This window comes from Candidatus Peribacteraceae bacterium (genome assembly GCA_041661065.1).
GTDB lineage: Bacteria > Patescibacteriota > Gracilibacteria > Peribacterales > Peribacteraceae > CAIKAD01.
Map to the genome: position 1 here is coordinate 1,117,670 of JBAZVD010000001.1, position 14,777 is coordinate 1,132,446.

The window sequence follows — 14,777 nt, forward strand, 5'->3', positions numbered from 1 at the left end:
CGTAGTGTCCATCCTCGTTTGCGCTTGTGCAAGTCCCAAGCGCAATGCCCGTCATTCGCCGATCACGGGCCCCATTCCCAATTGCGCCAATGCAGGATCGGTCTGCCGCTCCACGAAATCGGGGTTGAGGGCGTAGGCGTTGCGCAAGGCATCGCGCGCATCCTGTATCCGGTTCTCCTGGAAGAAGAACAGCGCCAGCGCCAGGTGCGTTTCCGCATCGCCGAGGTCGATGTTCAGCGCCTTCTCGAACTCGGCGTACGCCTCATCCTTCATCCCCTTGCGGATGTACGCCTTGGCCAGGTTGTTGTGGAGGCGCACGCTCTCCGGTTCCACGGCGAGCGCCGCACGGTAATCGGCGATGGCGGCGTCCACATTCCCCTGCCGGATGTACGCGTTGGCACGGTTATTGAGCGCGAGCGCGGAACGGGGGTACAGGGAGAGCGCATGGGAGAAAAGTGTGATGCCATCCTTCCAAACCAGGGACTGGCGGAAGGAGAGGAATCCGAACGCCGCGAAGACGAAGATCCCCAGCACAGCTGCTCCCCGGCGAAGAGACCGAGGGGAGAGGTGGTCATACAGTCGGGCGGCGCCCAGGCCGGCGAGGAGGAACAGCCCGATGGAAGGGATGTACGCGTAGCGGTCGGAGGCAATGTACGTCACGCTCCCCTTGTACAGATTGAAGAATGTGGGGGCGAGAGTGATGAGGAAGAATGCAACGCCCACCCAGATCCGGCGCGCATGCTTCCATCCGTATGCCACAAAACCCGCCAGGAATGCGCAGATGACGAGAGCGAGCAGGTATCCCGCCCCTCCCGGCGAAGGGGGACCCGCAAGGGGGTAGATGACGCTGAGGGAGAAGGGCAGGAAGAGTTTCCAAAGAGTGAATGCTGTGCTCCCCGCGAGGAGCAGAATCCATTGCAGGAGGGAGTACGCCTTCGGGAGGGTATCCGCCCCCTTACCGAGGAAGGCGATGACCCCGAACACGATGGAGAGGAGAAAGAAGGGCGCTTTCTCCCACAGGCTCTTACGAGTGATGCCTCTCCCCTCCCATACGTCAATGAGCAGCAGAATGACCGGCAGCGTGACGACGATCACTTTGGAAAGCAGGCCGAGGAGGAAGAGCTCCAGTGACAGGACGTACGCGGTCCAGCGCGGCTTGCGCACGTGGGTGACGTACGCGATGAGGGAGGCGAGGAAGAAGAACGCGGAAAGCACGTCCTTGCGGCCCGCCACCCACGCCACCGCTTCCGCATGCAGCGGGTGGAGGAGGAACAGCAGACCCGCAACCACGCCCGCAAAGCGGCGGCGCGTGAGCAGGAACGTGAGCCAGCACACGAAGAGCGCGTTGGCGGTGTGAAGGACGAGATTTGTGGTGTGGAAGACGGCGGGATTCATCCCTCCCGCTTGGTACTCCACCTGGAACGTGAGGAACGTGAGGGGGATGTAGAGCTCCGGATCGAACATCGTGAAGGCCTTGCGGATGGAGCGCGGCGAAAGCTCCCGGATCACGGGGTTGCGCGAAACGAGGATGTCATCGTCAAAGGGGACGAAATCGTTCGTGAGCGAGCGCCCGTACACAAGGAGCGCAAGCCCCAGGAACGCCAGCACCACAAGAAACACTTGCCGCCGGGTCATGCGGGAAGTGTGCCACAAGGTGAGGATGGATGCGAAGAGTAGAGCTCCCTATGGGAGCTTATCAGGAACTGCCCTTCTTCTACGGACTATGCCGAAGCATCCGGCAATGGATTGTATGAGCGACATCTCGGCGTAGTCGCGCATGCGGGACGAAGCCGGATGGAGCCGCTTCGGGGACTCGAACCCCGGACCTACTCATTACAAGTGAGTTGCTCTACCACTGAGCTAAAGCGGCGCGGAGAGAAGTATGAATTATGAATCAGGAATTATGAAGGAGATAATTGAAGCCCTTCTTGATTCTTTATTCCTGCTTCATAATTCTTAAAAACATAGGAATATTGTTTGTCAAATACCGTCAAGGGAGGGATAATGGGGGTCTGCTCCTTCGATGATCGCTTCGGCGTAGTCCGCCAACGGCGGACGAAGCCTGAGAGGAACGTCCGGGCGCCATTGGAACGCCATGCGGGTAACACCCGTCCGCGCGCCACATATCCGGTAAAGGCGCGCGAGGACCAGTGCCACAGAGACGATACCCCGCATCCTTCCTGGCAGGGAGAGCAGCAAAACATGTTCTGAGCTGTTGCATCTCTGCCGAGAAGGGTGCGGGGGGTGAAACGCCTCCCCCAGGGAGGATCGTGCACTGCACGTGCATGCATGATCGGCAAACTCATGGTGGCGCAAGGAGGAATTGGGTTGCGGGAACCGGCGATGGTTCCGTCGCCCCCGCTACCCCTCCGCTTGAGACGGCGAACAATCGCCGTCCTAGAGAGATGATCATCCTTCCCGCGGTTGCGGGACAGACAGAACCCGGCGTATGAAGGAGCAGAACGTAGAAGAGGGCATTCCCCTCTTTTTCGTTATGTGAAGGATCTGTTTGAGGAAGCCGAGGTTTCCGACAATTCCAAGGATCAATTCCAAGCAGCTCCGACACTGCAAGAACAACCGCTCCTCTGCATCCTCTGCATCTTCTGTTTCCTCTGTCTCCCCCCTTACTTCAACGGCAGCCGGACGGTGAATGTTGTCCCCTTCCCGGGCTTGCTCTTGAACTCGATCTTCCCGTCCAGGTTCTCCACGATCATGCGCGTGAGGTAGAGGCCCAGACCGGAGCCGTCGGCATCCGTGCGCTTCACGTTCTTGGCGCGGAAGAATTTTTCGAACACGTGCTTCTGTTCCTCGGTGGGAATGCCCATGCCGTTGTCCGAGACGGTGATGATGGCCGTCCTCTTGAGCAGGCTGAGGTTGATCTTAATGTCCGTCCCGTTCGGGGAGTACTTCATGGCGTTCGTGAAGAGGTTCTGGAGTACAAGGTGCAGGAGGATGGGGTCGTTGGAGAGGCGGACTGCGCGCCTGGGCAGCGTGAAGGTGCACAGCAGGCCGCGCTCGCGCGCCAGCGGTTTCCACTCGTTCTCCAGATCTAGCATCAGCTTCCGCAAGTCGAAATCCCTCTTATCGGCATGGATTTCCCCGCCTTCCAGGTGGGTGATGCGCAAAAGGTCATCCAGGAGCGTGACCATGCGCTTGGAGGCGTATTCCATCTGCTCCACGAAGGATTTCTGCACATCCGAGAGTTTGGGTTCCTTCTCCTCTTGCATAAGCTCCAGGTACCACCGCAGAGAAGCGAGGGGAGTGCGCAGTTGGTGGGAGGCCAGGGCGATGAAATCGGACTTCATGGCGTCAATCTGGTTCTCCTCGCGGATATCCTGAAGAATCACCAGGATCCCCTCCAGCGTGCGCCCGTCCATGAGCGGCGTCACCGTGAGGGCCACCGGCAGCAGGATATGCTTGCCCACGAAGAGGGTGAGGTGGTCGTTGTGGAAGAAGTGGACCGCCTTCTTCTGGTGGAGCGCCTGCACCACCGGATGAGCCAGATCGCGCAGAGGTTCGTTCTTCCGGAAGAAGTGCAGGAGATTCGCCGCCACATTCCCCACAATCTCCTCGCGCGTCAGGCGGAGGACATGCTGGCCGGCGGGGTTCACGTTGATCACGGTGCCGTGGGGATTGACCACCAGGACGCCGTACTCGATGTGTTCCAGGATGGTGCGGTCGAGGAGGTACTGCCGGTGCAGCTCCTTCGTGCGTTCCTCCACTTTCTGTTCCAGGCTCGTGTAGGCCGTGCGGAGGCGGGAGGTGAGCTCGGCCGCCACCACGTCGAGGAGCTCCACTTCATCACCCGTCTGCACCGAGCGCTTGAAGGTCCAGCGCTTGGGGTTGAGGGCGCGCATCTTCTGCGCAAGGTCCATGATGGGGGAAGAGAGCTGCTTCGCCAGCACCAAGCCGAACACTCCCGTGAGGAAGACGAGGAAGAGATCGATGAACAGGAGCGTATACACGAAGCGTTCCCATCCCTGGAGGGCGTCGCTCGTATCCACTTTCAACACCATTCCCCACCCGGTCGCCGGGACGGATTGGTACGAAGCGAGGATATCCTCGCCCCATTCGTCCTTGCCCACGAACACGCCCCCCTTGCCCTTCACGGCATCGGGAATGACGAAAGTGCTCACCGGAACATCGCCGGAGGACCGGCGGGCTTGCTCCCCCGAATGGGCGTAGACCAGGGAGGCGACGCCGTTCACTTCGCGGATGATGAGCAGCTCTACGGTGGTGCCGATGGAGGGGTTATCCGAGAGGAGCGTGAAGAGCGGCTGAGGGTTGTAGCGGATGGCCAGCGTGCCGAGGAGTTCCCCTTGAGGATTGCGCACGGGCGCATAGGCATCCGTCGCCATCCACTTCCCATGCCGGTCGAGGACCGGGCGCAGTTGCGTGGCGGTTGGGATGGCGGTGGGGAGCGGCACGTCCTCTCCGCGGTGGTCCTGCACCACGCCTTGAAGGTTGAGGAGCGTCAGACCTTCCACGGGCACCTGTTCGCTGAGCAGCCGTTCCCACAATTCCTGGAGGGGAAGGGAGGGGGTGGGAGCCTGCAAGGACCGTACGAGCGCCTCTTCGGCGCCGAGAAGCGCCGTCCTCTCGCGGTCATACTGGAGGGAACGGGAGAGCAGGTTTTCGCGGGATGCCAGGGTGGAGGAAAGCTGCCCCAAGACGCGGTTACGGATGAGAAAGAGCGCAACCACGGAAGAGAGCAGCGACAGCACCATCACCGTGAAACACGTGAGCAGAAGGGATTGCCACAGGATCCGCTTGCGGATGGAAGTGTTCTGCTCGGGGAAGTGTCGCAGGAGCACATCTCCGCTACGGGAAGCACGGCGCTGTTTGGCGGTTGGCATAGTGTGTTTTCCTTATATTATAGCCTAAAACCCCATTTATCACAATAGCCTGCCAAGCGGCCAAATCCCCTTAGAATGCCAAGAAAAGCCTGTTACTAAACCATTCGCCGAAGGTCGCTCCATCTGCGAGCATACGACGTACTTCTTCGCATCGTTGCCGCACGGCCGGATCGGGTTCGGAGAACATCTGCCAGGGGGCGTCCAGCGGCACCGCCGTGCAACGCTCCAGTTGTACAGTCGACACAAATGTTCGTATCCTCTCCGCATCAGGCTTCGTCATCATGAAGATGACGCGGCGGCCGTTGTCCGCTGCCAACTGTTTCCACCATCGTATCGCCACCGGATCCCGGAGCCGTTCATGCAGCACGACGCTTTGTTCGGGATCACCGTAGAGCGCTTGGAAATAGTGGAAGCCCCAATCAGCGGCCACCACCATGGAATTGCGGGCGACCGTGGGATCCAGAAGCACTTTGCGGAGCACCTCCTTTGACGAGTGTCTGCTGGGAATAAGGTTTTGGCGGGGGAATACCATGAAGTAACGGACGTTGAGGGCGAGGAAGAGCAGGAGCCATAGTCCGGTTACCGATCGTACGAAAGGCCGCACCCGTCTGCCTTTTACAACCAGCAGTCCTTTCACTGCGGCACCGATGGCGAGAAGAAGGAAGGGAAAGGTAAGAATGATATGGTGCATGCAAACGGCATTCTTCGTACGGGCGACCATCGCAACGGTCAGCAGAAACGCGATGAACAGGGCGATGGACATCAAGACATACTCCCTCATCTCCTTCTCCTTCTTCCAGAGGACTAGCGAGAGGATCAGAAAAGCCGGAACGAACAGGAAGAGGAGAACGTAGTAGTACTGCCACAGCGGATCAAGCGGTGAAACGTAGTAGATACGCTGCGTCGCCTCTAGAGGATGCAAGAGGTACTCGAAAGCACGAGTGTGCCAGAGAGCGCCATGGAGAATTTCCCGAATGGAAAACATCTGGCTCTGGAGAAGTTGGGTGAGGAGAGGCCGCTCATTGCCTTGGAGAGGATGCGTGGAGAAAATGTACGAACCAGCCATCCCGGCACAGACGAGAATGGCGACTATGCTTTGGATAGCCAGTCGGGAACATGCGCCGCGACGAAGGAGAATTCGGCGATGACGAATGCAGGCAATGACGAAGAAGATGGCAATGCCCGGAGCGAACCAGAAATAGGAGAGCTTGATCCAAATGCCAAGGAACATGACTACGGCAGATCCTAGTGCATAGCGCCACCGAAGAGTGGAGCACCAGCGATCGATGAGTATGTACAGGGCATAAACGGTACAAATTTGGGGCCCGACGGGACCGGTATCCACCAAGTGCTGAAAGGCATAGGGAAAGAAGAGCGAGAAGAGCACCGCAGTCACGGCAAAAGGAAAACGGAACGCGCGTGCAAACAGCGCCGCGCCCCCCATGAGGAAGAGCCAGCTGACGAGGCGTGCGGAAAGCGGACTCTTCCACAAAAGCCACAGCGGTAAGTAGTAGAGCGCGGGTATGCTGCCGACGTACAGGAACGAGCGCAACGGCAATACCAATCCCGTACCGAGGACATTCAGGGCGTGTGGATCACAATGGCCGTTGATATCATTTCCGGGATACGCCCTGCACGCAATGATGTTGTAATAGATGAATTCATCCATGTCGTAAGGCACCACCACGGAGAAGAGCGTGACGACACAGACGCTCGCGACCACTGTCAACACGACGGTGGTCCATGGGCGCGGAAGGAGGCGGCGGAGGGTAGGGGGCATAGAGGAAAGATGCAAGAAGGATCCGCGCCGTTCTCCGTTCACCTCGTGATTTCCAAAAAGTTGCTGTTTTCCGCCATCCAAGCGGTCGCAGTGATGGAGCCGTCCGCATTCCGCCGCAGGGCGTACTGCGTTCCCGTACCCGTGGAGGGCAGCAGAGGATCGCGGGGGAGGACGGGGAGGTACGTCCCGATGAGCGGAGAGAGGTCCACGCCATTCTCCGCCGCGCATTCCCGGGAAGAGAGCGTCACGTTACATATTTCGCGCGATGTTCCCGCCTGCATGCCGGCGGGATACGATCCTTCTTCCGCCGCGAAGCGCGAGAGGGCGTCGAGGAGCGTCGTGAGGTCTTCTTGACGCCGTGCATCGCGGCGCTCACGAAGCTCCCCGGGAGGGAGGAAGAGGGAGAGGCCGAGGGAGAGGAGCAGGATGACCGCGAAAAGAACGCCTGCAATCCAGGCAACGGAGCGGAAGGAGCCGACGGTATCGTGCGGTGCAGGCATGGCGGGCGGCAACGACTGTACCACAGGCCCCCTTAAGAGGAAGAGCTGGAAGTGCTGGAACTGCTCGCGCTGCAGGGGAGATACGTCTGCGCATCGGAGCACATGAAACTCTGGCACACTTTCCACGTGTAGATCATCCCGGCGCAGCTGGGGGCGGAACACACTGCACCGCCGCACGCGGCCCCCCGCGGCTCATCGCCCGGCGGCAGTGTGAATGTTCCCTCAAACGTCCGTTCGTAGATATGGGGCGCCTGGAGGCGGATCGCCCTGCTGACGCGGAAGGAAACGCGAAAGCTTTGCAATAGGGTGGAGGCGGACGTGTTCCAGACGCGGAACTCATCCAAGGCCACTTGCGGCGAGGTGATGACCTGCTTGGTGGCGCGGCGGATGACCACCAGGGAGCCGCTGAGCGCACCGATGATGGTGGGGTTCATGGCGCCGCTCCCGGACTGGAGCGTGAGGACGATCCCTTCCTCTTGGGGAGGGGGATCCAGGATGCGTTCCGCCGCCGCAAGGCGCCCGATTTGCTGCAGCACCTGCAGGCCGTTCTGCTCCACCAGCGAAACCGTCTGTTGCAGCAGGCGGTTCTCCGTCGCCGAGAAGAGGAGCGGAAGCACCGTGAACCCCACCACCGCGAAGATGGCGACAAAGACGAGCAATTCTATGAGCGTGACACCGGGACGCGCCAGCTTTACGGGAACGCCGGTATCGCGTGGAAGCAGGGTTATCATTCGGGAGCGAGAATGCAGGGACTGCATACGGCCCCCATACCTTTGACAGCACACTTGTCCGGGAAGCTTTGGAGACCGCCGCATCCGATTGCTCCCGCTCCAGGATTCTCCATGCAGAACTCACCTCCGGTAACGCATTCGTACATGCAATCGGTACTCCGCGCGGGATTCTGCCGTGGCCAGGTGCCGAAGGGCGGATAACCGAGCTGATCCGGGCTCCACCTCGACTCACCTTCATGAGTATTGCACCAATGCTGTCCCCTGTAATCCACTACGGTTTCCGCGCTCCCGCATTCTCCACCCTGCAGCTCCGCGATGCCGGTGTACGTTCTTTCGGTCGCCGTAGCCGACGTGACATAGCGGTAAATAGCCAACCCGCCCGAAAGCGTCGCTTCTCCCAAGAGCGTTCCCCCGTCAACGTAGAGCATCGCTTGCTGGATGGGGATGGTGTTGAGGTAAGCATCCCGGCAACTCATGGTGAGGGTCACCTGTGCGCCCGGCGCCACGGGGCCGGTGAGCACTGCACCGCCCACACTCGCCTCCAGCAAGCACGTTTCGGTGACACTGGGGCAGAAGCTGCAATCGTAGACCTGCTTCGAACACATCCCTTTCTCCACACCGTTCACCGTCAGCGTATACGATTCCATCCCGGGCACGATACCCGCCGCGAATTGCCGGGTAGCCGTTTGGCCGTTCACGGTGGCGATTCCCCCCTCGATCTGTACGCTCCCTGCCAGCGCTTCCGTACAGGTGAAGGAAGCGATGACGTCCTCACTGGTGCAGACTTTATCCACGGGAGGCGCGAGCGTAGCTTCGGTGACGCCGTCGCAGGCACAAGTGAAGGAGGGGGTAGGTACTTCCGTACATCCGTCCACGCAAGCCTGATAGGTGCCGTATTCCGTTTCACCCACGCCGCAGGAAACGGAATACGGGCAACTGCCGCCGCAAGGCTGGCAACTCCCCATGGCGCAGGCACCGTTCATCCCCAAATTCGAAAGACAGGGGCCCCCTTGATTTATGTAACACGTCTGTCCGTCAGGGGCTAACACTCCCGTCCCGCATTGGCCGTCCAGCGCACCTACGTAGCAGGGAACGTAGAGTGTCGTGGGGGTGGAACACTGGTCCGTGGCGGGGTCGCAGCAGTACGCGCACTCTCCGAGTATCGTCCCGCAGCTCAGGGGGCTCCCGTCCTCCTTCTTCATGTCCACGCCGTTCACCGTGAGCACGTAGGAGTGCGTACCCGCCCCTGCGGGAGTGACATACGCCTTCACCTCGCCGTCCTGGACATAGTAAGGGTCGTTGCCGCTCACCGTAATGGTATCCGAGAGGCTAAACTCATGCGGCTCCGTTGTCCCATACCCGTCGAAGCACTCGTAATTGATGGAGAGCGTATCACCCGTACAATAGGAACCGATGTGGGGCGTCGTATCCTCCACGGTGCACCGGCACCAATCGGGCAGGGAGAGATCCGAATACGTCACGGTGGTGGTGAGGGTGATGGGCGGACCCCCGACGGGTGTCACGTTCGCCGTGTAGGTGATGGTCCCCGCCGCCGCCGAATTCACCTGCCGCGAGGCGGTATTCGCCGCGATGACCGTGGCGGCGCCGTTGATGAAGGCGGTTTGGATATCCGCCGCCACCGGGGAACCGCCGGAGCTTTTCCAGCAGGTGAGGTTGAGGATGACGGGTTGGTTGATGTAGTACGGACCGTTCGCCGGGTTCTTGGCTTCCCACTGGCAAGTATACTGCTCAGCCGTGGGCGGCAGGTAGCAGCCGGCACCCACGTTCCACCCCAGGAAATTGCAGAAGTTATCCCCCTCCGCATCCGGAATGCACTGCTGCCCCACGGGACAGTCCGCATCACTGCCGCATCCTCCCCCGCAGCCCGCCTGGGAAATCCAACCCGTGCAAAAACCGCCTTCGCAGACCGGGTAATCGCGCATCTGCCAAGCGGAGGTGTAACACACGGTAGGTGCACCGCAATCCGCATCGCACGTACACGTCCTCTGGCAGAAGCCCGAAGGATTGCACATCTCGCCGGGAGGGCAGGCGCCGCACGACCCGGCACTGCTCGCCCCCCCCTGCAACAGGCACTCCGCAGTGCACCCCGTCCCCGGCGGGTCGCACTGCTCCCCCGTTTCCACCACACCGTTGCCGCAAACGGGCGCGGGTGCGCCGCAAACAGTCGTACACGCCGTTTGGGTGCTGTAGAAATCCCCCGCGAGCGCCGTGCATTCCGTTGCGGTCTTTGCCAAACAATTGTCTTCCGAACAGCAGTACCCTCCGCAATCCATGGGGAGGGACACTTCCTGGCATGCCTGTCCTTCACATACTTCCCAGGTATAGCTGCCACCCGCGCACGCGGGGGCAGCGCAGGCAACGCCTCCGCATGCCGACCCTGCCGTCCGGTCCGAAGGCGAAAGGGTGAAGAGCCCCTCAAATGTGCGCGCGTACACCCGCGGATCCTTGAACTGGATGGTGCGTTCCACCCGGAACGACACGCGGAAACTCTGCTGGGTGGCCGAAGCGGAGGTGTTCTGGATCCGGAAATCCTTCACAACCACCTCCGATGACGTGACTTCCTGCTTCGTACGGTTGCGGATGATGATCATGGTGCCGCTCTGGACGCCGATTATGGTGGGATTCGTCGCTCCGCATCCCGTTTGGAGCGTGAGGACCGAGCCCTCCTGCTGCGGCGGAGGATCGGTGATGCGCTCCGCGTACTGGAGCCGGTAGCCGATGTTCTGAAGGACTTGCGCGCCGTTCTGCTCCACCAGCGACATGCTCTGTTGGTTCATCCTGTTTTCCGTGGCGGTGAAGAGGAGGGGGAGGACGGTGAACGCCACGATCGCGAACACCGCGACGAATACGAGCAACTCCACGAGTGTCACTCCCGGCCGCAGCCGACGGGATGCGTGCGCCGACCGCATCGGGATGACTCCGGAAGAAAGAAGAGGGGACATGGGGGAGGAGGAAATGTTACGTCGTGGGACAGTTCGTGAAGGTTTTTACCTCGTTCCAAGACCGGACCTTCACCTGCGGAAACAACTGCGTCACTTCCACTTCCAGGCGCCGCAACGCGAGGCCGCTGCGCCCTTCCGCACAGAACACGTTCTCGGCGTTTGCGTTGAAACCGATCGGGAGAATGAGGCACGAGCCCCGCGGCCAGCTGTAATACTCCTGCCCGCCGTACGCCATGTCGTTGCGCGCCTCCAGAATACCTCGTTCCACGCAGGAGCGCGCGAACTCCAACGCTTGCATGGACTGCTCCACAGAATACGCCGTATGTTCCGCGGCGCCGCCCAAGAGGAGCAGGGATGCCGCGGTGGCGGCGGCAATGACCCCCACCGCGAGGACGCTGAGGAGGAACACGAAGCCGGGGCGTGATCGGGGGTTCAGGTGCATGGCCGGGTGGAAGCGCCGCCGGGGCGCAAAATGATGACGTCGCGGGATGTGACCAGATAGAGGCGGTCCCGCACGGGGTCATAGAGGACGTCCTGTCCCACGGCAGGCGACGTGGCGTTGAAGGATTTCAGCTCCCCCGCCCCCGTAAAGTTCGCGATGCTCACCACCTGCAAGGCTTTCCTGCCGGAAACCGCAGCCAGGAACGCGTACTTCCCGTGCGGATCCAAACTCACGCCCGTAATGCTCCCGCTGCCGAGGTGCCGCAAAAAGGTTGTCACCGCTCCGTTCACAATCTCGGAATACCACGCAGGGCTTTGGGATGTTGCGGCATTCTTCTGGCACCCGATGAGGAGCCCCGAACCGCTCACGGCGACGGATTGGGAGGGTTGGTCCCCTCCCCAGGCCGTGAGATTATGGATCGAATTGGGGTTGAGGTTGGCATGCGTCGTATCCGTGATCCCCAACTCCATCCCTCCATCGGACAGCGCAAGAAAGGCGCCGGTACCGGCTACTGCAATACCCTTTACATCAAATCCCGCTTGCGGCGCCAATTGCCCCTGCTTGAGAGGCGTCACGGCGCCACTGTTGCTGATATTGAACGAGAGGATCTCCGGGTTCGCCGAATTGGTGAGGCCGACGTAGAGCGTATTCCCCTTGATGGCGAGCGACGTGGGTGTTCCCGCGATGTTCACGTTCACGACGGGATTCAGCGGCGACGGGGAGGAGAGGTTTTCCACGCTGAGGACGCGGAGTTCCGCATTCACGTCGGAAGTAAGGAGGTAGAGCCGCCTCCCCTTCGCCACTACCGCCGTGGCGGTGAGCCCCCCGTAATCGTACGTCGAGGTGGCATGGGTGGAGAGGTTGAGGATGTGGAGAGCGGGTGCGACTCCTGATACGACGTACGCCCGATCCTCCACCACGGCGATATCCTTGAGTGTGGGGTTCCCGCCGGGGGCGTACCGCCACTCCTCCGTGAGGTTGGCCCAGTCCCCTATGGCGCACGTGGATCGCCAATCCGCAAGCTCCGACGTAAGAACCAGGCTGCCGGAGCGCCCGATGCCATGCTTCCACTTCGTCTGTGCCACGATGCGCCGCACATTCAAAGCCGGCGTGGAAATCTGGACGTTCGTCTTGTACCCGTCCAACGCGTCCGTCTCGCTCCCGGCGAACTCCCACTTGCCGGATGCCCCCAACAGCACACCATGCTGCCCATCCGTGAGGCTGCTGAAATTCACCCCCCGCAAGTCCCGCGTCGCCTCCAGGGAACGCTCGGACAGGAATGTCGCGCGCACGCGGTCCCCTGCCATTTCCGTCCCCTCCTGGCCGTTCATGAGAACGAGGCCGGCGGACATGAGGAACATGGCGAAGAGCGCAATGCCCATCATCACCTCCACCAGCAGGAATCCCCCGCGGCGATGCGCTGCGGTGAGGGGAAGCCGGCGGGGAGGAGGGGCGAAGAGCACGGAAGGGATCAACTGGGGATGAATTGGAGGAGCAGCACCGTATCCGTGTAGTCCTCGCTCTCCGGCGGGGGAGCCATGACGGCGCTGAGTTCCGTAATCACCACCGCGGCGCAGGCATTGAACGGCAAGCCGGGGAACTGTACGGATAAACCGTCCACCGAGAGGAGGTTGTAGCTCTGGAGCACACCCTTGAGTTCCGTGTTGTCGAAGAACGCTGGAATGAGGTCGCCGTTGCGGAGGATAAGAGCTTTCTCCGGCTCCGTAGCGCTGTTCGTGTCGCCCGTGGAATCGTACGTCGTCCACCCTTCCTGGCTGAAGTACCCGTGCATCCGGAGCGCAACCAGGGAATTCTGCTGGATATTCGTTTCCGTCTCCACCCGTCCCGCGTACGTGGGATCGTCTTCTTGGTTGTACAGCTTCTTCCACTGTGCCCCGCCATTCTCCGTGAACTTCATGGTGACGGGGATGTCCGGTCCGGCCCCGTACGTCAGGTTCTCCGCGAGGGTCGTGACGGTCATATCCATTTTCTGCACCGCCCGTATGTTGCCGCTTGTTTCGATGGAAATCGTATCGCTGCACGAGACGCTTCCGCCGCCCCCGACGCACACTCCCAGAACATCCCCATGCGATTGGTGGTTCGGCCAACCGGCCAGCGGAAGGGTCATCGTCTGTTGGTTGTGCAGCCCCGGCTTGTGGCAGAGCGTCACGGGATCACCCAAGCTGGAGGAATTCCCGATGTACTCATCCCCCCCCATGTACAACGTGATGGAGACGGTGCGCTGCTGGTTATCCAATCCCTGGAGGACGATGGTCCCGGAGGCGCTGGCTTTCCCCTCCAGCTTCGTGAAGGCCACTTCCAGGAGCACGCCGTTGACCACGACGGAAGAAGGCATGGGGTAGACCTCGTCGTGAGCGGGGTCCCGCGTTGCGTAGGAGCTTCCTTTATAGAGCACGCCGGCCGGCACGTAGAACCCCCAGCCGGAATCCCCCTGTCCCGTTTGGGAAAGCATCTTTGCGCGCGCAAACCCTTGCACCACGTTCTCCTTGGCCATGTCCAAATCCGACCGGATTTGGGAACGGCGGAAGAACACCACGGAGAACACCATGACGATGCTCAGGATGCCGATGACCATCATCGCCTCGACGAAAGTGAAACCCCCCCTCACTCGCGGAGCTTTGGAAGAAAGGCCGCAGCGGGTTTTCAGCGTTGCCATGATTGCAGCGGATGGAGACGGCTTACCGTACTCCCGCAAAGAGAAGGGAAGGGAGAGCACTCATCGTACGATCCGCTGGAACATGCTGAAAGGTCACCCCGGCGATTGCCCTTGACCTCACGGGACACGTGTTGCATGAGCATCAGGCGGTGCCATGCTGCCGCGCTCATCCGATATCAGGGACAGGGGTTCACGGGAAAACTCTCGCAGGGGCCCAGAACATCTCCGTGCTTCTGGTGGGCCGGCCACGCGTTATCGGGAATGTGAAGCGTATGCTGGGCATGCCCCTGGCAGTGGCAGACGGTCAAACGGTCGGGGAACATGATGGGGATCCCCTCCGTGGAAATGGTGATGAGGATGCTTTCCCGTTCATTCTCCAAGCCCAGGAGGAGAATGCTTCCCGTGGCGCTCGGTTTCCCTTCCAATTGCGAGTACGTGAGCTCCGTCAGGCTGCCGGATGCCGTGATGGTGGGCGGCATGGGATAGGATTCATCGTACTGCGGATCCCGCGTTTCGTACGTACTTCCCTGAAAAAGCGTCCCTGAGGGCACATGGAATCCCCACGGAGCGGCTCCTTCACCGTTCTGGGAGAGCGTTTGCGCGCGCGCCAACGCCTGGACCACCTGTTCCGCGCTGCGCTGGACATCGCCGCGGATGAGCAGTTGGCGCAGGAAGGGAACGGAAAGACCGGAGAGCACCGCGAGGATACCCAGGGCAATAAGGATTTCCAACAGGGTGAAGCCCTCCTTCGCCCTCGCGAAGTGCACCCTGAGTGAAAACGGAGAAATCGGGGCTGCGGAGGGCAGGTCTCGGCGTCGCATGGCAGGA

10 protein-coding genes, 1 tRNA gene and 1 other RNA gene are annotated in these 14,777 nt (G+C 60.9%); 1 reads left to right on the top strand and 11 read right to left on the bottom strand.

Annotation, left to right across the window (positions count from 1 at the left end):
- Positions 1-51: 51 nt before the first annotated feature.
- Both WC698_05140 and WC698_05145 read right to left on the bottom strand, forming a co-directional pair.
- Positions 52-1,635 carry a tetratricopeptide repeat protein gene (locus WC698_05140; protein ID MFA6039618.1) on the bottom strand — a complete coding sequence of 528 codons (1,584 nt, stop codon included), beginning with the start codon at positions 1,633-1,635 and terminating at the stop codon, positions 52-54.
- Between the two features lie 160 nt (positions 1,636-1,795).
- Positions 1,796-1,870 (bottom strand) — tRNA-Thr (locus WC698_05145).
- A 141-nt stretch (positions 1,871-2,011) separates the two neighbouring features.
- Between WC698_05145 and rnpB the strand changes: the two genes are divergently transcribed.
- An RNA gene (gene rnpB, locus WC698_05150) (RNase P RNA component class A) lies at positions 2,012-2,466 on the top strand.
- A gap of 158 nt (positions 2,467-2,624) precedes the next feature.
- Here rnpB and WC698_05155 read toward each other — a convergent pair.
- The 9 genes from WC698_05155 to WC698_05195 form a co-directional block, all read right to left on the bottom strand.
- Positions 2,625-4,856 (bottom strand): ATP-binding protein, encoded by a 2,232-nt coding sequence (locus tag WC698_05155; protein ID MFA6039619.1) that lies wholly within the window; start codon positions 4,854-4,856, stop codon positions 2,625-2,627.
- A 70-nt stretch (positions 4,857-4,926) separates the two neighbouring features.
- Positions 4,927-6,636, bottom strand: coding sequence for a hypothetical protein (locus tag WC698_05160; protein ID MFA6039620.1), 1,710 nt, complete (start codon positions 6,634-6,636; stop codon positions 4,927-4,929).
- 38 nt (positions 6,637-6,674) lie between these two features.
- On the bottom strand, positions 6,675-7,136 hold the full coding sequence (locus tag WC698_05165; protein MFA6039621.1) for a hypothetical protein: 462 nt from the start codon (positions 7,134-7,136) through the stop codon (positions 6,675-6,677).
- 32 nt (positions 7,137-7,168) lie between these two features.
- Positions 7,169-7,867 carry a type II secretion system protein gene (locus WC698_05170; protein MFA6039622.1) on the bottom strand — a complete coding sequence of 233 codons (699 nt, stop codon included), beginning with the start codon at positions 7,865-7,867 and terminating at the stop codon, positions 7,169-7,171.
- Positions 7,864-10,830: a hypothetical protein gene (locus WC698_05175; GenBank protein ID MFA6039623.1), complete on the bottom strand. Its 2,967-nt coding sequence runs from the start codon at positions 10,828-10,830 to the stop codon at positions 7,864-7,866. Before WC698_05175 ends, WC698_05170 begins: the two co-directional genes overlap by 4 nt.
- Positions 10,831-10,846: 16 nt before the next feature.
- Entirely contained in the window at positions 10,847-11,272 is a 426-nt protein-coding gene (locus tag WC698_05180; GenBank protein MFA6039624.1) for a hypothetical protein, read from the bottom strand.
- Complete coding sequence (locus WC698_05185) at positions 11,263-12,747, bottom strand: hypothetical protein (GenBank protein MFA6039625.1); 1,485 nt, start codon at positions 12,745-12,747, stop codon at positions 11,263-11,265. Before WC698_05185 ends, WC698_05180 begins: the two co-directional genes overlap by 10 nt.
- Positions 12,744-13,949 carry a hypothetical protein gene (locus tag WC698_05190; protein ID MFA6039626.1) on the bottom strand — a complete coding sequence of 402 codons (1,206 nt, stop codon included), beginning with the start codon at positions 13,947-13,949 and terminating at the stop codon, positions 12,744-12,746. Before WC698_05190 ends, WC698_05185 begins: the two co-directional genes overlap by 4 nt.
- Before the next feature lie 176 nt (positions 13,950-14,125).
- A complete protein-coding gene (locus tag WC698_05195) occupies positions 14,126-14,770 on the bottom strand; it encodes a prepilin-type N-terminal cleavage/methylation domain-containing protein (protein MFA6039627.1) in 645 nt (214 codons plus the stop codon).
- Between the last annotated feature and the right edge of the window lie 7 nt (positions 14,771-14,777).